At 43.1% G+C, this 19,200-nt stretch carries 14 protein-coding genes, 4 tRNA genes and 3 pseudogenes; 7 read left to right on the top strand and 14 right to left on the bottom strand.

The genetic code is table 11. From position 1 onward, the window contains the following. Positions 1 to 59 precede the first annotated feature (59 nt). Positions 60 to 872: an AraC family transcriptional regulator gene (locus tag AC4MC0_RS02115; protein ID WP_262471282.1), complete on the top strand. Its 813-nt coding sequence runs from the start codon at positions 60 to 62 to the stop codon at positions 870 to 872. A gap of 53 nt (positions 873 to 925) precedes the next feature. Here AC4MC0_RS02115 and AC4MC0_RS02110 read toward each other — a convergent pair whose 3' ends face one another. The 6 genes from AC4MC0_RS02110 to AC4MC0_RS02085 all read right to left on the bottom strand — a co-directional run bounded on the left by AC4MC0_RS02110 (position 926) and on the right by AC4MC0_RS02085 (position 3,037). After that, a complete protein-coding gene (locus AC4MC0_RS02110; RefSeq protein ID WP_262471283.1) occupies positions 926 to 1,570 on the bottom strand; it encodes a fumarylacetoacetate hydrolase family protein in 645 nt (214 codons plus the stop codon). Between the two features lie 42 nt (positions 1,571 to 1,612). Then, a complete protein-coding gene (locus tag AC4MC0_RS02105; protein WP_004691260.1) occupies positions 1,613 to 2,110 on the bottom strand; it encodes a YcxB family protein in 498 nt (165 codons plus the stop codon). A gap of 270 nt (positions 2,111 to 2,380) precedes the next feature. Beyond that, positions 2,381 to 2,457 (bottom strand) — tRNA-Arg (locus AC4MC0_RS02100). Positions 2,458 to 2,731: 274 nt separating this feature from the next. Then, positions 2,732 to 2,808 (bottom strand) — tRNA-Arg (locus AC4MC0_RS02095). 48 nt (positions 2,809 to 2,856) lie between these two features. Next, a tRNA-Arg gene (locus AC4MC0_RS02090) sits at positions 2,857 to 2,933 on the bottom strand. 14 nt (positions 2,934 to 2,947) lie between these two features. Beyond that, positions 2,948 to 3,037 (bottom strand) — tRNA-Ser (locus AC4MC0_RS02085). A gap of 264 nt (positions 3,038 to 3,301) precedes the next feature. Here AC4MC0_RS02085 and rnr point away from each other — a divergent pair. Genes rnr through AC4MC0_RS02060 form a run of 5 tightly spaced genes read left to right on the top strand, consistent with a single transcriptional unit; the run spans position 3,302 to position 9,472 of the window. Then, entirely contained in the window at positions 3,302 to 5,740 is a 2,439-nt protein-coding gene (gene rnr, locus AC4MC0_RS02080; protein ID WP_212749323.1) for a ribonuclease R, read from the top strand. Positions 5,741 to 5,798: 58 nt separating this feature from the next. After that, positions 5,799 to 6,680 carry a VanW family protein gene (locus AC4MC0_RS02075; RefSeq protein ID WP_035326210.1) on the top strand — a complete coding sequence of 294 codons (882 nt, stop codon included), beginning with the start codon at positions 5,799 to 5,801 and terminating at the stop codon, positions 6,678 to 6,680. A 52-nt stretch (positions 6,681 to 6,732) separates the two neighbouring features. Continuing rightward, complete coding sequence (locus tag AC4MC0_RS02070; protein WP_335998452.1) at positions 6,733 to 8,775, top strand: M3 family metallopeptidase; 2,043 nt, start codon at positions 6,733 to 6,735, stop codon at positions 8,773 to 8,775. Between the two features lie 52 nt (positions 8,776 to 8,827). Continuing rightward, entirely contained in the window at positions 8,828 to 9,040 is a 213-nt protein-coding gene (locus tag AC4MC0_RS02065) for a YheV family putative zinc ribbon protein (protein ID WP_171054267.1), read from the top strand. A 12-nt stretch (positions 9,041 to 9,052) separates the two neighbouring features. Beyond that, complete coding sequence (locus AC4MC0_RS02060; RefSeq protein ID WP_278344967.1) at positions 9,053 to 9,472, top strand: hypothetical protein; 420 nt, start codon at positions 9,053 to 9,055, stop codon at positions 9,470 to 9,472. A gap of 424 nt (positions 9,473 to 9,896) precedes the next feature. On the opposite strand, the pseudogene AC4MC0_RS02055 reads toward AC4MC0_RS02060, so the two are convergent. The 6 genes and pseudogenes from AC4MC0_RS02055 to AC4MC0_RS02030 form a co-directional block, all read right to left on the bottom strand. Further along, positions 9,897 to 10,436: pseudogene (locus tag AC4MC0_RS02055) on the bottom strand (TRAP transporter large permease subunit); the annotation flags it as partial. A gap of 140 nt (positions 10,437 to 10,576) precedes the next feature. After that, positions 10,577 to 12,179: pseudogene (locus AC4MC0_RS02050) on the bottom strand (TRAP transporter large permease subunit); the annotation flags it as partial. Positions 12,180 to 12,361: 182 nt separating this feature from the next. Then, positions 12,362 to 12,934, bottom strand: a complete 573-nt coding sequence (gene rrtA, locus AC4MC0_RS02045; protein ID WP_004691274.1) for a rhombosortase — start codon at positions 12,932 to 12,934, stop codon at positions 12,362 to 12,364. 71 nt (positions 12,935 to 13,005) lie between these two features. Beyond that, positions 13,006 to 14,043, bottom strand: a complete 1,038-nt coding sequence (locus AC4MC0_RS02040; RefSeq protein ID WP_278344965.1) for a hypothetical protein — start codon at positions 14,041 to 14,043, stop codon at positions 13,006 to 13,008. A 520-nt stretch (positions 14,044 to 14,563) separates the two neighbouring features. Beyond that, on the bottom strand, positions 14,564 to 14,950 hold the full coding sequence (locus tag AC4MC0_RS02035) for a protein YgfX (protein ID WP_004977893.1): 387 nt from the start codon (positions 14,948 to 14,950) through the stop codon (positions 14,564 to 14,566). A 5-nt stretch (positions 14,951 to 14,955) separates the two neighbouring features. After that, on the bottom strand, positions 14,956 to 15,213 hold the full coding sequence (locus tag AC4MC0_RS02030; RefSeq protein WP_004977895.1) for an FAD assembly factor SdhE: 258 nt from the start codon (positions 15,211 to 15,213) through the stop codon (positions 14,956 to 14,958). A 192-nt stretch (positions 15,214 to 15,405) separates the two neighbouring features. Here AC4MC0_RS02030 and AC4MC0_RS02025 point away from each other — a divergent pair, with 192 nt between their 5' ends. Further along, positions 15,406 to 16,578: an acyl-CoA dehydrogenase family protein gene (locus tag AC4MC0_RS02025; protein ID WP_278344964.1), complete on the top strand. Its 1,173-nt coding sequence runs from the start codon at positions 15,406 to 15,408 to the stop codon at positions 16,576 to 16,578. Between the two features lie 35 nt (positions 16,579 to 16,613). Here the strand turns inward: AC4MC0_RS02025 and AC4MC0_RS02020 are convergent. Continuing rightward, a pseudogene (locus tag AC4MC0_RS02020) lies at positions 16,614 to 17,406 on the bottom strand (alpha/beta fold hydrolase). Positions 17,407 to 17,545: 139 nt separating this feature from the next. Continuing rightward, a complete protein-coding gene (locus AC4MC0_RS02015) occupies positions 17,546 to 19,036 on the bottom strand; it encodes a flavin-containing monooxygenase (RefSeq protein ID WP_278344962.1) in 1,491 nt (496 codons plus the stop codon). Positions 19,037 to 19,200 lie beyond the last annotated feature (164 nt).

Genomic DNA, 19,200 nt, shown 5'->3' with positions numbered 1-19,200 from the left:
GAAATAAAACATATAATTTAAAACAGACAAGAGATCTTCTTATTCAGGCAATTTCAGCCATGCCCCAAAGACAACAAAAAAAGAGCGCGCCACTCAAACAATTACCAACCAATGATCATATTGATAAATTATTGTGGATCAGCTTTCGCGAAGACCCCGCGCAGTCGGTTTATCCTGTGCATGGACATGCATGGGGGGAATTTGTATATGCCTTTAATGGCGTGATGGAAGTGAATATCAACCAGATTGACTATCTTACCCCGCCACCTTATGGCATTTGGCTTCCACCCAATGTGGCCCATAGCAGCTTAAATCGTACCGATGTTTCGCATGGCACCTTGTATATCCATGAAAGCTTATGCACTCATCTACCTCAGCAAGCGGGTATTATGCTCAGCTCACCTTTGGTCTCGGCACTATTTAAGCATTTGAGACAACATAGCCTGTCAGATGATGCACCTGAACATATGCGCTTACTCTATGTCTTGCTTGACCAATTACACCATGCAGAATTGGTCAGTAGCTATTTACCGCACTCTGAACACCCGACCCTAAAAAGCATTTTAGATTTTTTACATATGCACCCTGCGGACAACAGTTCTTTGCAACAACTGGCAGTACAGCACAATATGACTGAACGCACACTCGCACGTTATAGTCAAAAAGAACTTGGCATGTCCTTGAATGAATGGCGACAGCGTTTAAAAGTCATGAAAGCCATGAGCATGCTGACAGAAGGAAAAAAGGTCGAAAGTATCGCGCTGGATTTGGGCTATGCCAATGCATCGGCCTTTATTAATATGTTTAAACGCTGGATGGTATATACCCCCGATCAGTTCCGCAAACTGTACCATAGTCATCAACAGCGCTAAAATAAGATCACCGAAGTGACCTTTTTGAATGATGGAATTTGAAAGCCTGTAAATTAAGCTTTAACAAAGGTATTCCACGAATAGTCTTGGTTTTTACCTTTTAGGGTCATTTTCAACTGCTCACCCGCCTGTAGTGCAGCCACCCCAGCAGGTGTACCTGTCATGACCACATCGCCCGCTTCCAAAGTGAAGACTTGGCTAATGTCGGCCAGCAAGGTGCCAATGTCAAAAATTAAGTGTGCAGTGTTGCCCGCTTGGCGCAGCTCATCATTGACATGAAAACTGTAATGCACATCATCCCAGTCCTGTACCACATCGGAAACAGCAACCCAGTCTGCCAGTACACACGAACCATCAAAGGCTTTGGCACGTTCCCAAGGCTGGCCTTTGGTTTTCAAGTCATCTTGCAAGTCACGCAAGGTTAAGTCCAAACCTAAAGTCACAGCCCCCACTGCTTGCAGGGCTTGAGCTGGATCGGCTGCTTTGCTTAGGCGATGGTCAATGCGTAAAACCAGTTCACATTCATAGTGGCAGCTGCCCCATGCAGAATTCCAAGAGATGCCCGCATCTAAACTGAGCAAACTGCTCGGTGGTTTAATAAATAAAACCGGACGATCAGGAATCGCATTGCCTAATTCTTTGGCATGGTCTGCATAACTACGCCCGACACAGACAATTTTAGATGGACGTGTACTCATGATCTTCCTCTGATTTGTTGATGGTGTTATGGAGCAAAATGTTTATTTTTTGAAAGTATTTTCAAATTTTGCTTGATCCGCACTATCGGCCAACGCACGCTTAGGCACAATCACCACAGTACGGTTTTTCAGCTCAAGCATATAGGTCAACTTGCCACTGGCAAACTTTTGCACTTCATTATAATGGACCACTTGCTTGCGACCATTGGCATAAATTTCCGCATAATCTTGGTATAAATCGATGCCTTGCTCACTTTTACCAAACTGATATTTCACAAATTGGCGCTTAAACATCATCGGCAGGAACCAATAGCGCATGAGAATTTGTAAAACCAAGAAAAATATACCCAATGCCACATAGTAGCGACCGACGCCTGAAAAGCCGAGCATAAAGCCCCACACAATAATCCCGACACTAATCAACGGTGTAATAAAACGCGTCATTTGCTTTTTACCAAAGGTCGCTAAGGCAAAACCATCTTGGGATTCTTCTAAAGTAAGGAAATAACGTGTCGATAATGCAGGCTTGTTCTCTGACATAGGGTCATATCAAATAGCTAAAAATATTGTGCTCAATACTACAACACAATCGGTCATTTTTTTAGGACTTTAGCAGATCGATGTTGATTAGCGGCGATCCACTCAAGCCGAGGCCATACCGATATCAGAACCGCATGATAAAACTGAGATGCAAAAAACAACTGAATAACTACGGCAAAAAATCCATCCCTGCTATGGATTTCTACTGAACAGAAAGTGCAGGCACAAAAAAAACCGCAACATGTGCGGTTTTTTCAATATTTATCAAATTGGTGCGCTCAGAGAGATTCGAACTCCCGACCCCTTAGTTCGTAGCCAAGTGCTCTATCCAGCTGAGCTATGAGCGCGACGTCTTGATGGGGTGAATTATACGTGAATCTTATTTTTTGTTAAGTCTTATTTTCATAAAAGCCGATCAACTGCCCAGTTATTAAGCATAGTGGGTATAAAACGCTGCATAAACCAACATATTGATCGTTGCATATGAAAATAGCTGGGGAATCACGCAAGAGTAGAGCTTTATTTATATCGAATCTTTCTTGATAAATCACTTTCTCAAGCGAAACACTTCATTTTTACGGACACAAAAAAACCGCAACATGTGCGGTTAATTGTTCAAGTTGGTGCGCTCAGAGAGATTCGAACTCCCGACCCCTTAGTTCGTAGCCAAGTGCTCTATCCAGCTGAGCTATGAGCGCATTACTTGTGTGCCAATTCAGGCGATACGTTACATACAGTTTACTTATTGGTGCGCTCAGAGAGATTCGAACTCCCGACCCCTTAGTTCGTAGCCAAGTGCTCTATCCAGCTGAGCTATGAGCGCGACATAAGTAAAGTTGGCGGTGAGAGAGGGATTCGAACCCTCGGTACAGTTACCCGTACGCATCCTTAGCAGGGATGTGGTTTCAGCCACTCACCCATCTCACCGTAACGTGCGGCCATAATACAAACTTCATGCTAGCACTGCAAGCACAGACACTCAATTTTTTGCATATTTCTGTTCAATTAAATACTTTTTAAACAATTTAGGGCGGATTCAGCTAAATTTATTCTTTTATCTAGATCTGCATGTTGAATAAAACAGCAGATATTCTAAATTGCCGACATAAAACACAATATTGCAATCATTTGCGTGCAGTCTGTCTTCGCATGACTTATGCTAATCCTATCTACTGACATACAGCCAAAGACATTATGAAAAATTGGGTCGATCCTGAAGCAAAAGCTGAAGCTGAACGTTATGACAACCCTATTCCGAGCCGCACGCTCATTTTAGAAACCATCGAAGAAAAAAAGACGGCTTTATCGCATGCGGACTTGGTCGAAATTTTTGAAATTGCAGACCAAAAAAGCATTGAAGCGCTCAGCCATCGCTTAATTGCGATGGTTCGTGATGGTCAACTGATGAAAGATGGCTTCAAATTTCAAATTGCCGAAGAGCAACCTGAACATGAAGCAACGGTTTACATCAATAGTAAAGGCTTTGGCACGGCCAATATTGCAGGTCATGAAGACTTACTTCTGCCTGAACGTGAACTACGCCAAGTATTTAATGGTGACCGTGTTAAAGTGCGTCAAACCTCAGTAGACCGCAAAGGTAAAGCTTGGGGCTTTATTACCGAGGTAGTGCAACATCGTGTGAAGCAAATCATTGGTAAAGTATCAATACATGATGGTGAATACTTTATTCAGCCAGCAAATCCGAATGCGCACCAACCGATTACTTTAGAAAAAGAGTTAATCGAACACGCACAAGTCAAAGTGGGCGATTCGGTTCGTGTCGCAATTGATGACTACCCAACCAAAGATGAGTTGGCGACAGGTCATATTGTGCAATCGATGGCAGACAAGGCCGACACTGAAATTATTATTCCGCAAACCATTTTAGAGTTTGGTTTGCCGTATGAGTTCCCAGAAGAAGTCATAAAAGAAGCAGAGAGCTTTAAAGAGCCGTCAGCGCAAGACCGTGAAGGTCGTATTGACCTACGTGATTTAGCCTTAGTCACTATTGATGGTGAAGATGCACGCGACTTCGATGACGCGGTCTATGCAGAAAAACGTCCAGGTGGCGGTTATCGTGTGGTGGTGGCGATTGCAGATGTGAGTCACTATGTCCGTTCTGGCAAACCACTGGATGATGAAGCTCAAGAACGGGGTACATCGGTGTATTTCCCGCACTTTGTTTTACCGATGTTGCCTGAAGCTCTTTCGAATGGCTTATGTTCACTCAATCCGCATGTGGACCGTCTGTGTATGGTCTGTGATTTAAACCTGTCACGTGCTGGTCGGGTCACCAAGTTTGAGTTCTATCCATCAGTCATGCATTCAAAGGCACGTTTAACCTATACCAACGTTGCTCAATACTTTGAAGGTGACAGCAGTGCCATTCCTGAAGACCGTGATGTACGCAAATCCTTAAACACCCTGTTCCAACTTTATCAAGTCCTCAAAGGTTTACGTGCAGAACGTCATGCTATGGAATTTGAAACCGTTGAAACCTACATGACCTTTGATGAACTGGGCGGCATTAAGGAAATTTTACCGCGTACGCGTAATGATGCGCATAAACTGATTGAAGAATGTATGTTATTGGCAAACGTGGCAGCGGCTGAATATGCGCTACAACATGATGTGCCAATGTTATACCGTATTCATGAACCACCTGAGTTTTCACGTATTCAAAAAGTACGCGATTTTGTCAAACTGCTCGGTCTACCGTTCCCAGAACAGCCGACTCAGAAAGACTACCAAGCCGTGATTGATGCAACCAAAGATCGTATTGATGCTCCAAGTATCCATGCCGTGCTGTTACGTTCAATGATGCAAGCCTACTATGGTGCGAATAACGCAGGTCACTTTGGTTTGGCATATGAAGCCTATACGCACTTCACTTCCCCAATTCGTCGCTACCCAGACTTGTTGTTACACCGTGCGATTAAAGCCAAGTTAAAACATAAACCTGCACCTCTTTCAGGGGCTGCTTTGGATGATGCTGGTCAACATTTCTCAGCGACTGAGCGTCGTGCAGATGAAGCGTCTCGCTCTGTCACCACATGGTTGAAATGTCATTATATGCAGCAACATTTAGGTGAAGAGTTTGTCGGCACCATTTCTGCCGTAGCGGAATTTGGTCTATTTGTCACGCTCAAAGACTTATATGTTGACGGCATGATCCATGTCAGCCAACTAGGCGATGACTACTTTGTCTATGACCAACCAAGTCAGAGCTTGATTGGGCAGGCACGCGGTCAAAGCTTTAGCTTGGGCGATGAAGTGAAAATCAAAGTTGCAGCAGTGAATTTAGAAGATCGCAAAATTGATTTTGAATTATTGCAGCAACTCTCACATGGTGGTCGGCCCATACGTAGTCGAGCACCCCGTGTTGGTAAAGCCAAAACAGCACGAAGCGAAAGTAAAGAAGAAGTCTTCAGCGAGTCGACAAACGCCTCTCCCAGTAACAGCGGAGACCAGCCCATACGACGCAAAAAAGATAAATCCCAACCTAGCTCCTACAGCAAAAAGCCTGGTAAAAAATCTTCATCAAAGTCTGAAACAAAGGTTAAAGATAAAGTGAAGAAAAAGGCTAAACTTAAAAAGAAAAAATCAAACGCAAAAGCGAAAACTGAGTAAATGATGAAAAAGGTGCTAGGGCTTAATGTGTCCTAGCACCTTTTTTCATAGGGCCAACATGAATTTTTTGCGTTTATTTTTAAGCAAACCCATCAGCCAATATCATCCCTTGCTTTACTTCATGGCCACGCGTAGCCGACGTATGATGCGCTATTGGCAATGGAAAACAGATGGGAAAGACTACGCACATTCATTTTCTAACGCTCCTTTGGCTTTTCGCGTCAAAAAGCATCAGTCCGTTCTGTTTCGTAAATTAGGCGACATCGATCAGCACTGGCAACACAATAAAGTCATCAATCTCAAAATTGCCAGTCCGTGTATTTCTGGGATTTTAATCCACCCACAACAGACTTTTTCTTTTTGTCAGTTGGTAGGACAACCAACAACTCAAAAAGGCTATGTTGAGGGAATGGAACTCAGCTTTGGTCAAGCACGCGGTGGTATTGGCGGCGGTATTTGCCAAATTGCCAATCTCATTCACTGGCTTGTCTTGCATAGCCCATTGCAAGTGGTACAGCGTTCACAGCACTCCTTTGACCCTTTTCCAGATCATGGTCGTGTACTTCCATTTGGTAGTGGCGCTGCAATTTTTTATAACTATATTGATTATCAATTTTACAACCCCACCCCGCATAGCTTTCAAATTCGGCTGTGGTTTAGTGAGAAATGCCTAGAAGGTGAACTGCGTTGCTCAGTCGATTTAGGCTATGTCTATCACGTGTTTGAACAACAGCATGCCTTCCTAAAAATCGGGACGGACTACTACCGACAAAACGAAATTTGGCGACACCGCAAAGAAAAATATAAAAGCGGTGAAATCTTAGCAACTGAATGTATGACCCGTAACTTTGCCAAAGTGCTTTATCAGCCCTCACGCATTGATCAGCACTACCCTTCATGGGCTGAATTTCAAGCGGCGCAAAACATCAAAACCAATTAAAACTTGATTTCCCAGTGCATCACCCTTACATCTAGTGATAACTGAACTTTTAATTTGGCTTAAACGCATGACATTAGAAAAAGCAACCTTGCCTGTTCCACAGTTTGATCAAATCACCTTAGTACAACTCCAACAACAGATCGAACAAGCCATTCAACAGGGTCAAAGTTTTTTAAAAGACCTGAGCGAAGTCCCTGAATCGATTCAGGCACAGCTTGCGGTCTTAGAACAAGTCGATCATTTAGAAAATAATATGAGTGAAGCATGGGGTGTGCTGTCCCACCTCAATGCAGTGATGAACAATGCTGAAACTCGTGAGGTGTACCAGTCACTATTACCAAGCTTAAGTGAATACTATACCGAGTTAGGTCAACACACAGCGCTGTATCAAACCTATCAACACATTCATGATGCTGCGCAATTTGATCACCTCCCCGAAGCCCAACAAAGTGCGATTAAACTTGCACTGCGCGACTTCAAACTATCGGGTGTGGCTTTAGAAGGTGAAGCCAAAAAACGTTACGCAGAAATTTCGGCACGTTTATCACAACTGTCGTCCGACTTTTCCAACCATGTTCTGGATGCAACACAAGCCTATTTCAAACCTTTAGCGGAACACGAACTGGCAGGCTTACCACAAAGCAGTATTGAGCTGTTAAAACAATATGGTCAGCAGCACGAACTTGATCAACCCGTTGCCACTTTAGACTTCCCATCGTATCTGGCAATTATGACCTACGCGGAAAACCGTCCTTTACGCGAAGAACTGTATCGTGCCTATACCACACGTGCATCTGATCAGTCTGAACACACTGAGTTTGATAACACCGCGGCGATGGAAGAAATCTTAAGCCTGCGTCAGGAAATGGCTGCACTGTTAGGTTTCAATAACTACGCCGAGCTTTCATTGGCCAGCAAAATGGCGCCAAATGTAGCAACGGTGGATCAGTTCTTACGTGATTTAGCTGAACATTCACGTGCCCCTGCGCTCAAAGAAGTGGCGGAGCTGAAAGCTATTGCAGCTGAAGATGGCATTGAGGATTTAAAACCGTGGGACAGCACGTATTATTCGGAAAAATTGAAAGTCCAGCAGTTCAATTTATCTCAAGAAGCTCTCAAGCCCTACTTCCCTGCACCCAAGATTTTGCAGGGCTTATTTAGCATTGTGAATCGTCTTTATGGGATTCAAATTGTGGAGCGTGAAGCCCCCGTTTGGCACTCAGATGCACGTTATTTTGAACTAGAAGATCAAGGCGCAGTGGTCGGTGGATTCTACTTTGACCTCTATGCGCGTCAGGGCAAACGTGGTGGCGCATGGATGAGTGGTTTCCGCTCTCGCACCCAAACAACGCACGGCCTACAAAAACCGATTTGCTATATGGTGTGTAACTTTACGCCACCTGTGGGGGATCAAGCAGCACTACTGACACATGATGAAGTGGTCACCTTGTTCCATGAATTTGGACATGGTTTACATCATATGTTGACAGAAGTCGACAATATTGCAGTTGCGGGGACACACGGCGTGGCATGGGATGCGGTAGAGTTACCAAGCCAATTCATGGAGTTTTGGGCATGGGATACTGAAAGCTTAGACCTACTCAGTGCCCATATTGAGACCCAAGAAACCTTACCAGAAAGTCTACTCAAAGCCTTGCTAGACGCGCGTTTCTTCCAATCTGGCATGCAAAGTTTACGTCAAATTGAGTTTGCCCTGTTTGACCTCAGCATTCATAAAGCAGCTCCTGCTTTGAAAGCGGATCAAATCCAAGCCACCTTAAACCAGATCCGTGCACAATATGCTGTTTTAGAGACCACGCCTTATAACCGCTTCCAGCATAGCTTCAGCCATATTTTCGCAGGCGGCTATGCAGCAGGTTATTATTCTTATAAATGGGCGGAAGTTTTGGCCAGTGATGCCTTCGATCGTTTCGAAAATGAAGGGATTTTTAATACTGCCACTGGAAAAGAATTTCGTCAGTTTATTCTAGCAGTTGGCGGAAAAGATACAGCGCTTGATGCATTTATCAATTTCCGTGGGCGCGAGCCAAAAATAGATGCTTTACTTCGTCATCAAGGTTGGACGAACCGCTAAAAAAGTGAGTAAACTAGGCGCCTAAATTGTTCAGAAGGTAAGTCTAATGACTATTAAACGTCGTTTCATTGCAGGTGCGAAATGTCCTAAATGTCAGGCGATGGATCGCGTTGTTATGCTTACCTCGAATGACGATGAATGGATTGAATGTATCGACTGTGGTTATTCTGAGAATCGTCCGACTCATGTAGACGAGCCTCAAATCCCCGCTATCCCCGACGAGGTTGGGGTCATTCAATTTAAACCACGTCAATCCAAAGAATAAAGGTTGAATCGAATGTCGTCCGTACAACACAACAACCCTAAATTACTCTGGGGTATTACAGTAGGTTTAGTCGCAATCATTGCGATTTTTGCACTTTATCAGTGGTTGTTTGCTGCACAAGAGTCTGCAACACCGGTGCACCAAGCGGAGTTGATTCAACCGACCGTGAAGGCGCTTCCAGAAGCTGAAAAAGCAGCTTCGACCGCCATGGCTGACAACACCATTAAATTGGTCGAAGAAGATATTTTAAAAGCACCTGTACCTGAAAATGCCTCACTTGCCAAAGAAGAAGTGGCGAAACTGGACGATATTCAAAGCCAGTTGAAGGAACAGGAAAAGAGCTTGCAAGCACAGCACAAAGATGCCGATGAACTGGTAAAGCTCAAAGAAGAACAAATTAAACTGTTAGAAGCCCAATTGGCTGCTCAGTAAAATACGGTTATTATTTTAAAGACGTTAGCCTATCGACTGATACGCTAACGTCTTTTTTTGCCCTGCTGCTTCACCCACCTATTCAATCAGCGCAAAGCCATTACACAACTTATCATCTCTTTTGAACTACCTCCACTAATAAAGTCTCTAGCCGCTATACATCACAACCCCTAGCTCATGCCAAGGATATCTTTTAGATGGACTTTATTTGTCGATTGGCTCTTATCATTGAGCCTAAGTACGGGCTGATTTTTTAAGATAGGATGCTTAGCAATATCGTTGTACTTTGATTTGATATAAGTGACGATTTGAGTGGGTAATTCCTAGAAAGAAGCTATTTTCTTCAGAAGTATCTCCAATAACTCCAAAACATAAAAAAAGCATCCGAAGATGCTTTTTTTATGGTCTAACTCAAGTTCACAACTTAGTGATACCAGCCAAATAACTTAAAGAAGTATGGAACATAAGCAATGATCAGCATCGCTGGGAACAACACGATCAAGGGTAAAATCCAACGTTCATAACGATAATAGAAAGACAAATGACGCACTTCCTCATCGGCCTCATTCACCTCGGCATCACCAATGGATTGTCTTGCTAAAAGATGATTAAGGGCCACAGGTGGTGTCACATAGCCCAACTCAAAGCCAATCAAGGTGATCATCCAAAAATGGACAGGATGAATACCATATTGATAGGCCACAGGCGCAACTGTCGCAGAAATCAAGATCACGGCGCCAAACGGATCCATAATCATCCCAACAAAGACCATCAACCCCAAAATCAGGGTAATGACCAAGAACGTACTGCTAATATCAGTCGGGAAGAAACTCATTACCTCCGTACGTTCAAGCAATCCGCCCACGCTCACCGACAGTGCCATTAAAATAACCAAAGCACCAATGTGTCCAACGGTTTCACTGGTCGAGATATGCATCGACTTCCAAAAACCGACTTGGCGTAACACGTCCATGGAACTAGATTGAACCACCCCATGATTCACCACTTGTCCATCATCTGCGGCATTACCATGTAGCCCTTCTCGGTATTCTGCATGGGCAACTTGCGCACCCGCTAAAGCTGGCTCAGCACTTGAATTATAATTTGCGCTGAGTGTCTCATCCCAATGCCCTACAGCAGGCAAAGGCGCAGGCTGATGACGTAATTTATCAAACAATACGATCATCAATAAAATCACAGGCATCATCACCGGTGCAGTAAATTCATTTAGGTTAGTGTCTAATAAGAATTTATAGAACATCCACGTGAGGACAAAAATCACGATATAAGGTACAACTGCCAGGAATGCGCGCCCTGATTTCGGTGCGGCCAAACTCGGTGCCGCGATGCGGAATTTACTCTCTGCAAAGAAGAGTGAAACTACTAAAAACAGTGTTGAGGTCAGTAAGAACGTGTAAACACCATATTGATAAAGTAAGTCCGTCGTGACTTCTTTGTTTAAGGATGCCACCACCACAATCAATAAGCATGGACGCAAAACTACACCCAGCGAACCTGACATTGCCGTTGCCGCCAAAGCAAACTGACGACGTCCACCTGCATTCCAGACTTCTTTATAAATAATCGCCCCTGCTGCAATCACAAAGATCCCCGATGCACCCGTATATGCGGTCGGTAAAGCCGCAGCGATTAAAATCAACCAGGTGAGTGTTTCAGGCGCCAAATTCCATGGACGCAAAATATTTAAGAACAGATCCACAACACGGGTTTGTTTCAACAACATACCCGCCCAAATAAACAGTGCTAAATTCAGGAAAATACTCGAGAACTCAACCAACTGTCCCAAATAAATCCCTTGCCCCATGGGGTAGTCCATGAAGAAGATAAATGCCACACCCGTAATCACCGCCATGTAGGCATACAGAGGCACACTCAGGAAAGCAAAGCCTAGACGCCCGCCGACTTTGGCCTCTTTCGGCGGGCTAAACAGCTGCCACACACTTATCAATGTCAGTACGCCAAATAAAACCATCCACAGCCAATAAATCAGCTGGGTTTCGCCATTCATCGGTACACCCGAGTCTTTGACTGAGTTAAATTGACTAATGCTTGAGTAGGTTAATAAACCATTACCCAGTGTCATCAGTAGGCTATAAACTCGATAATCCAGCTTGGTTGCAGGGCCACGTAAACCAATATGATGGATTTTTAAGGTGGCACTAATCGCAGCTAAAACCACCATAAAAATTAATAGAATGGCGCGATTTTCTGTTCCAAACTTAAAAATACCAAAAAAAGTGGTTTCAAAATTACGATAGGCACGAATACTTGGATGTGCCTCCATATGTTGCATCACTTGATCATAAAACTGATATTTTTCTTCACACTGCTGTACACCTGCCAAAATGGACGCACGCACATCAGCTTCCGAAGCCGTACCAAAGAAGTCAGCGAACTCATCTGCGGCGTTGGCTTGCATTTGGGTTTTGACCAAAGCATCCACATTCGGCTGACGATTACACTCTGGTTTGGCAGGCTCTGCCCTTAAAAAAGAGTACTGCATACCCGTGGCTGGATCGCCATATAAGCGCTCACCCATACGCAGTAATTGGCCATGAATCATTTCACCTGTACCAATTAACAGCGTAAGTAACAGTAAAATCAGAATGACAAAAGTAGAAATCCACTCGGTCCATATATACTTCAGCAGATCGAATCCTGATCTGTGCTGTCCATGATTCTGCATGTTGTTTCCTATTTTTATTACCGTTCTGTCCAGCGTAATACACCGTAGAACCTGTCGTTTTAGTCGGCTCGAGCTTGTCCTTTCTCTCTGCCTTTAGATTTTTGTTTTGTTTATCTTTGCATCAAATTTATATTTTTGAATATGACAATCTGGATTTTCTTTTTAGAATTTAAGTCAATCCTCTATTCATCAAATAGATTCACCCCGATTAAATATAAAGCTGCAATCACAATTCCCCAGATCACGCCCAACAAATGTGCTTCGACCAAAACTGGACTTCCGATCAGTTCAGCCGTAGCACTCTCACCAAAGGTATTTTCCCAAATCAGTTTGCCTAAAATGAGAAACAACACCAAACTCGCAAACATCCGCTCTTTACGGTATAGCAAATGGACAATGGCTATGGCAGTGAACATTCCATGCAGCACACCAGACAGCCCTGCATAGGCTTCAATATCCCCCAAAAAATAATAAAAACTCAAACTAATCAGCGGCGGTAAAATCAGCAATAACGCCACAAAATGCCAGACACGGGCCCGTGGAAAAATAAAAGGCAAACACATAAAAGCCAGCATATTGAGTGCAAAATGAATCCATCCCACATGTACCCAATGCGCGGTCCACAAGCGCCAAATTTCAGGAAAAATATCCACTCGCCAATAAATAAATTGATCTTTAAAAATCTGTAGGCATGCCGAGATCGACACGACAAATGCAATCAAAATGATTTTTCGATTCAGAAATTGATCATGCATCACATGTCCTTATCGTGTTGCTCATTTATTTATTGTTATTTTTTCTGCCCTTCGGCTCAGTTTAAAATTGGTTAACTTTCACTAAACAACTCATCTAGCTCAGAACGGTCTTCTTTTTCATCCCAGAAGTGCGCCATACCACCATCCCCAGTTCGTGTCCCAGTATGTTCAGTCCAATAACGATCCGAAATCCCTTGAACCATACTCGAGGCCATACTATCAATCAGTTTAAATTGTGGATTGCTCTGTTTTTCATCACTATAAGAAGCCGCATAACTTTTCAATGCATCACGAATCTTGGCATCGTCACCACTGGCTTGAGCCGCTACAGCATACATTGCATGAGATAAACGAACCCCTTTTTGCTCTCCAATTTGCATCGATTGTTTCAAGGTCTGATATGGATCAGGTTTACCTTCACCCGCACCTGGCAATAAGGTCCAAATCACCGCACGTGTTGCATTCGGTGCACCCCAAAACTTTTCATTGTCTAGACACACCATCCCACGTTCAACAATAGCCGCAATGTCTTTAGGAACATTGACTGCACCACCTGAGTTAATATCATTGGTCATGGCTTGTAAACCACTCAACATCCCCAGCATATATACAGTTTGATCCAAATCGCTGTTCATTTTTGGACAGCCTTCGCCCAATGGTTTCTTATATTTCTTTTCCCAGCGGTTTTGAAAAAGTTGATAGCCAGTATATTGACGTTGTGCTGCAGTCGTCGCCCAACGCTTTTGTTCAATTCGAGCATCCTGTGCTTCAGAAACATTGCCTGCTTTCGAGGCACGCAAATAACGTAACTCTGCCTCAAGCGCCTGATTCTCCGCACAAATACCTGATGCTGAATACAGTAAAACTGCCACACGCGTTGGATCTGCTCCCATATCTTTGGTCGACATAATCGCTGGAGTCAAAGCATTGCCTGAGTTACACACCATCTCAGCATCTTCCATGGCTAAGATAGGCGGCACAATATGTTTTTCACTAAACCCGAGCGCAACATTGGCGCCTGTTTTAACCACTTGTGAACAACCCGAAAATAATAAACTTGTAAGCGCTACAACAGCCACACCTTGGCCTATTTTTTGGACTTGCGACATTTTCCTGTCCTCTATTTGTATAATTGTATGTGTCCATGCTGACAAACATAGCAGAAGCATTTTCCGAAGAAAAGAGTATTTACTCTAAATCAGACCACTACTCTGCCATGAAATAAAAAGCGGAAAATTGACTAAAATGACGCCTCAACTTTTTTTTAGGCAAAAAAAAGTAGCATAGCGACGGTTCGGCACATGCTACTTATCAACTGGGAAGCCTAGCTAGGCTTTGTTTGGTGCAAATCGTTCCTTCAGCACAGTTCCTAATCGTCCTATAACAATCGCTAACACAATTGCTACCACGAGAAACATCCAAGTTGGGATCATCATACGATTTTCCTTGTTTGCTGTTGGTGATTTGAATGTACATTTTAAGATCAAAAAACTGTAGGAAAGTTGTCTGACAATCCAAAAAAGCACATCAGTTTCTTCAGATATGTCAGACAACAGAAAATGAGATATGGTTATATTTAGTATTTTTCAATAGTTTAGATGGATATTACGAATTAAAATTGTCCAACAATTATTGCATTTTAGTGAGTATTTTCAGGGCTTTCCATTGCGTGATGGGTAACTGATCACACCAAACCAACATCGGTTTTGCTCTAAAGTGTTGAAAATAAATCACAATATAAGCACGATGATCCACAATATGGCTGATCTGTACCCGTTGCACATTGGTTTGTTTCTGAAGTGACAAAGACCAATCACGGCCATCTAAATGCTGAAGCTGAAAATGTTGCGGCCCACGTAGAAAAAACAAATACAGCACAAAGCCTGCAACCAAAGTGATCAGCCACAGTCCAAAAGGAAGTAGCTGATACAAGACCAGCATCAGAACGGCATAAATCGACAACTGAAACACATAAGCCAAACGGCTGGGTTTAAGTTGAAAATGACGATGTTCCATTGCACTTATCCGTGTACATAATGCTTTAATTTTTGAATCAAGGTTTTCATTTCAGGGCGTGGTGGTTCAGAAACTTCCATAAACCAATCCAGCAAATCTGGATCTTCCTGTTCAACCAATGCCGCAAACATGGCCTTTTCCGCAGGATCTGCCTGAAGATAATAATTTTTCACATAAGGGTCAAAGTACACATCAATTTCTTTTAAACCACGACGTGCACGATAGATTACTTTACGCTCTTCTAAGCTCATTTCTTCAGTCATTATATTCCCCAAATTAATTGAAACGGCTTAGTTTAACCGATCACACCGCCCTCGCCACTAGTTAAATGTCGCAATTTTAACAACTGGCAAAACTCATCAAAAAATCAAATAGATTTGAGCATTCAGTCCATTGTCGCATGTCCTGCTTTTCACTACTCTCTTAGCAAAATAACAACATCAGGATGAGCTTCCATGCAATCAGGCGCAATTCGCCCTTTAAACAATATGCTGCCGCGTAACTTATTTAATGCTGAACATGAAGCATTTCGAGAAACTGTGCGGAAGTTTTATGCTAAAGAAGTCGTTCCAAATATTGAAAAATATGAACAACAGCAACATGTCGATCGTGAACTATGGAATAAAGCAGGTGCCATGGGGCTACTGTGTGCCACCATGCCTGAAGCTTATGGTGGTTCGGGTGTAGACCGCTTGTACAGTATGATTTTGATTGAGGAACAAGCCTATGCCATGGATTCCTCGACAGGTTTTTCATTACACTCTGACATTGTCGCGAACTATATCAATAACTTTGGCAGTGAAGCACAAAAATACTATTGGTTAACACGGATGGCTTCGGGTGAAACCGTCACAGCCATTGCGATGACTGAACCTGGCACAGGCTCAGACTTGCAAGCGGTACGAACAACGGCTGTTTTAGACGGGGATGACTATATTATCAATGGCTCCAAAATCTTCATTACCAACGGCTATCTCTGCGATATGGCGATTGTGGTCTGCAAGACAGGCGACAGCGAAAAGGGTTCAGCCAATCTCTCATTAATCATCGTTGAAACTGATCGTGCGGGCTTCAGTAAAGGTAAACCCCTCAATAAAATTGGAATGAAAGGACAAGATACCTGCGAATTGTTTTTTGATCATGTCCGAGTCCCCAAAGAAAATTTGCTGGGTATGGAAGGCATGGGCTTTATGATGCTGATGAAAGAACTGGCTTGGGAGCGCATGTTGGTGGCCATTATCTGCCAAGCGGGTGCTGAAGCAGCACTGGCGCATACTGTTCAGTACACCAAAGAGCGTAAAGCTTTTGGAAAAACAGTTTCAAGCTTTCAAAATACCCGTTTTAAACTAGCAGAGTTACGTACAGAAATCGATTTTTGCCGCGCTTACCTCGACCGTTGTATGCAATTGCAACTGGAAGAGAGTCTCGGCATTGATGCCGCAGCGGCTGCCAAATATAAAATTTCCGAGATGTTTTCTAAAGTTGTCGATGAATGTCTACAACTGCATGGCGGCTATGGCTATATGCTGGAATACCCGATTGCACGGGCTTATCTAGATAATCGTGCCAATCGCATTTATGCAGGAACCAATGAAATTATGAAAGAGTTAATTTCCCGTTCACTCTAAGATCAAAAAGCCCCTCTTTCGATGGGCTTTTACTTTTAACAATGTACTTGATGAAACTCCGCAATCAAGGCAACCACCAACTCTGGCTGCTCTTTATGTGGCATATGATGTAGACCTTCTAAAATGTGCAGTTCAGCCTGTCCAGACACCCCCTTCAAAAATCTGCTGGGGTTGTGCCGTACTGCCGTATTCATCCAGTTCACCATGAATAACCAACGTTGGACAACACACGCCATCAATCACTCTGGCCAAATTCCAATCTTGAAAAGCGGGCGATAGCCATGTTTCAGTCCATGCATCAAGTACCCACTGCGCCTTTTCAGGGTGATATTTCTCTAAACGTTCCATTTGTCCCGCTTGTTGAAAACCAACTTTTGCTTCACTTATACCCGCCAGTGTTAGCGCTTCAACCGTATATTGTGCAGAGATTGAAATTAATCCTTGGCAACGCTCTGGATACGCCGCAGCAATCGCAACAGACATCCCCCCACCCACGCTATGCCCTAGGATCACAAAATTCTGGATCGAAAAATAATCCAATACAGCTTTAAAGGTCTGTTCTGCTTCAGTGATAACGAAACTATATGCCAGTGGCTGCTTACTCGCATCGGATAAACCAAAACCCAATCGATCATAGGCATAGACCACGCGCGCGGTCGCTTGTGCCAGTTGAGCAGGAAAATCCCGCCACAAAGCCACACAACCTAATGAATCGTGCATTAAAATAATCGGGGCTAAAGCATGATCTGCTGCATCAGTGTGCCATTTTTTGGCATGAATCATATTTGATGCAGATGGGACTTGGTAGCTTTGTTCTAAGATATTCAAAATATTCCCTATTCATTATCTTTTAAGTTTTAAAAATCATCTACCAGTCCTACAGTTTAAGAAAGTAAAAACAAAACATCCTAAAGTCACTTCCTTAAAAAAAGGAGCATTACGCTCCTTTTAAAATCAACTACTCAGCTTAAGACACCAGTTTAGGCTTCTGGTTCAATGCTGCATCACGTTTAGCAAATTTCAGGACTCCATCCTCAAAAGAAGCACTTTTCAATGTCTTACGATCCGCAAGATAATTATTGCTGACTTTCCATGGTGCATGTTTACCCTGTTTTGGCATTACATTAGCGGCACGTGCAATATAACCCGAACTCAAACTACCCATAACCGTATCATCCATGAGCTCTGTCGCATCCCCCTGCGGGATTACTTCTACCCACTGCTTTTGATCCATATAGTTGAGTAAACGACAAATATATTCAGCAGCAATATCCACTTTCAAGGTCCATGACGCATTAATATAGCCAATAATCATCGCCATATTCGGTACATCACTCACCATCACGCCCTGATACAGCATATGTTTAGAGGTATCTAACGGTTTGCCATCAATGGTTGCTTGTATACCACCCAAGATTTGAATTTCTAGACCTGTGGCTGAGACGACAATATCGGCCTCTAAATGCTGACCAGACTTTAATTGAAGACCGCTTTCGGTAAAGCGCTCAATCTGATCTGTTTCAACACTGGCTTGACCTGAACGAAGAATTTTAAATAAATCACCATCTGGCACCACACATAAACGTTGATCCCAAGGATTATATTCTGGGGTGAAGTGTTTCATGTCCACTTTACCTTTGAGCTGCATCTTAATCGACTGGAGCAGCAGTCGGCGTAGCAATTTCGGTTGCTTCTGCGCGAGTGCATAAATCCCGCGTTGCATCCCAATATTACGTGCACGAGTCAGTTTATAAGCCACATCTTCCGGCAACACTTTACGCATTTTGTCATACACAAAATCAATCGATGGTACCGAAGCAATATAGGTTGGAGAGCGTTGTAGCATAGTGACATGCGCCGCCCCACCTTTGGCCATCGCAGGCACCAGTGTAATTGCTGTCGCACCACTACCAATAATGACGACTTTTTTACCTGTATAATCTAATTTTTCAGGCCAAAACTGTGGATTTACAAACTCGCCTTTAAATACTTCTTTATTTGGAAAATCAGGTTGGTAGCCTTGGTCGTAGTTATAATAGCCTGTACAGCCAAACACAAAATTTGCAATCCAGTTTTCTTTTTTGCCTTTTGCATTCTCAATCACTATCTGCCACTTTTTCTGAGCAGAATCATAATTGGCGCTAAGTACTCGATGTTTAAAATGAATTTTTTCTTTGAGTTTCTGTTCATCAATGACTTCCGCTAAATAGCCCTTAATCGAAGAACCATCTGCCAAAACGCTGGCTTGTTGCCACGGTTTAAAATTAAAACCAAAGGTCGACATATCTGAATCAGAACGAATACCTGGGTATTTAAACAAATCCCATGTTCCACCAAAGCTGTCACGACGTTCAATAATTTCAAACGAACGTTGTGGACAATGCTTGGTTAAATGTGCCGCAAGGCCAATGCCTGAAATACCTGCACCTACAATGAGCAGATCGACGTGCTTATCCATGTTATTTTTATCCTGTCTTATATTCTGTTCTTATTAAACCATAAAACTGACAATACACAATGTCAAGTTTAAGCAGATCTTTCGTAAAATATGTCACTACAGGCCAAAATACAAAGATTGTCGAACAAAAACCCATAAAAAAAGACCAGTGAAACACTGGTCTT

It is taken from the genome of Acinetobacter sp. CAU_H_S139_7 (assembly GCF_058599305.1).
This window is presented reverse-complemented; position numbering and strand designations above follow the sequence as displayed.

Excerpts from the sequence above, each read along its gene's own strand:
- AC4MC0_RS02025 (WP_278344964.1), top strand. The coding sequence starts at position 15,406 with ATGCAATCAGGCGCAATTCGCCCTTTAAACAATATGCTGCCGCGTAAC.
- AC4MC0_RS02105 (WP_004691260.1), bottom strand. The coding sequence starts at position 2,110 with ATGTCAGAGAACAAGCCTGCATTATCGACACGTTATTTCCTTACTTTA.
- AC4MC0_RS02110 (WP_262471283.1), bottom strand. The coding sequence starts at position 1,570 with ATGAGTACACGTCCATCTAAAATTGTCTGTGTCGGGCGTAGTTATGCA.
- AC4MC0_RS02015 (WP_278344962.1), bottom strand. The coding sequence starts at position 19,036 with ATGGATAAGCACGTCGATCTGCTCATTGTAGGTGCAGGTATTTCAGGC.
- AC4MC0_RS02115 (WP_262471282.1), top strand. The coding sequence starts at position 60 with ATGCCCCAAAGACAACAAAAAAAGAGCGCGCCACTCAAACAATTACCA.
- AC4MC0_RS02030 (WP_004977895.1), bottom strand. The coding sequence starts at position 15,213 with ATGACTGAAGAAATGAGCTTAGAAGAGCGTAAAGTAATCTATCGTGCA.
- AC4MC0_RS02040 (WP_278344965.1), bottom strand. The coding sequence starts at position 14,043 with ATGTCGCAAGTCCAAAAAATAGGCCAAGGTGTGGCTGTTGTAGCGCTT.
- rrtA (WP_004691274.1), bottom strand. The coding sequence starts at position 12,934 with ATGCATGATCAATTTCTGAATCGAAAAATCATTTTGATTGCATTTGTC.
- AC4MC0_RS02075 (WP_035326210.1), top strand. The coding sequence starts at position 5,799 with ATGAATTTTTTGCGTTTATTTTTAAGCAAACCCATCAGCCAATATCAT.
- AC4MC0_RS02035 (WP_004977893.1), bottom strand. The coding sequence starts at position 14,950 with ATGGAACATCGTCATTTTCAACTTAAACCCAGCCGTTTGGCTTATGTG.
- AC4MC0_RS02060 (WP_278344967.1), top strand. The coding sequence starts at position 9,053 with ATGTCGTCCGTACAACACAACAACCCTAAATTACTCTGGGGTATTACA.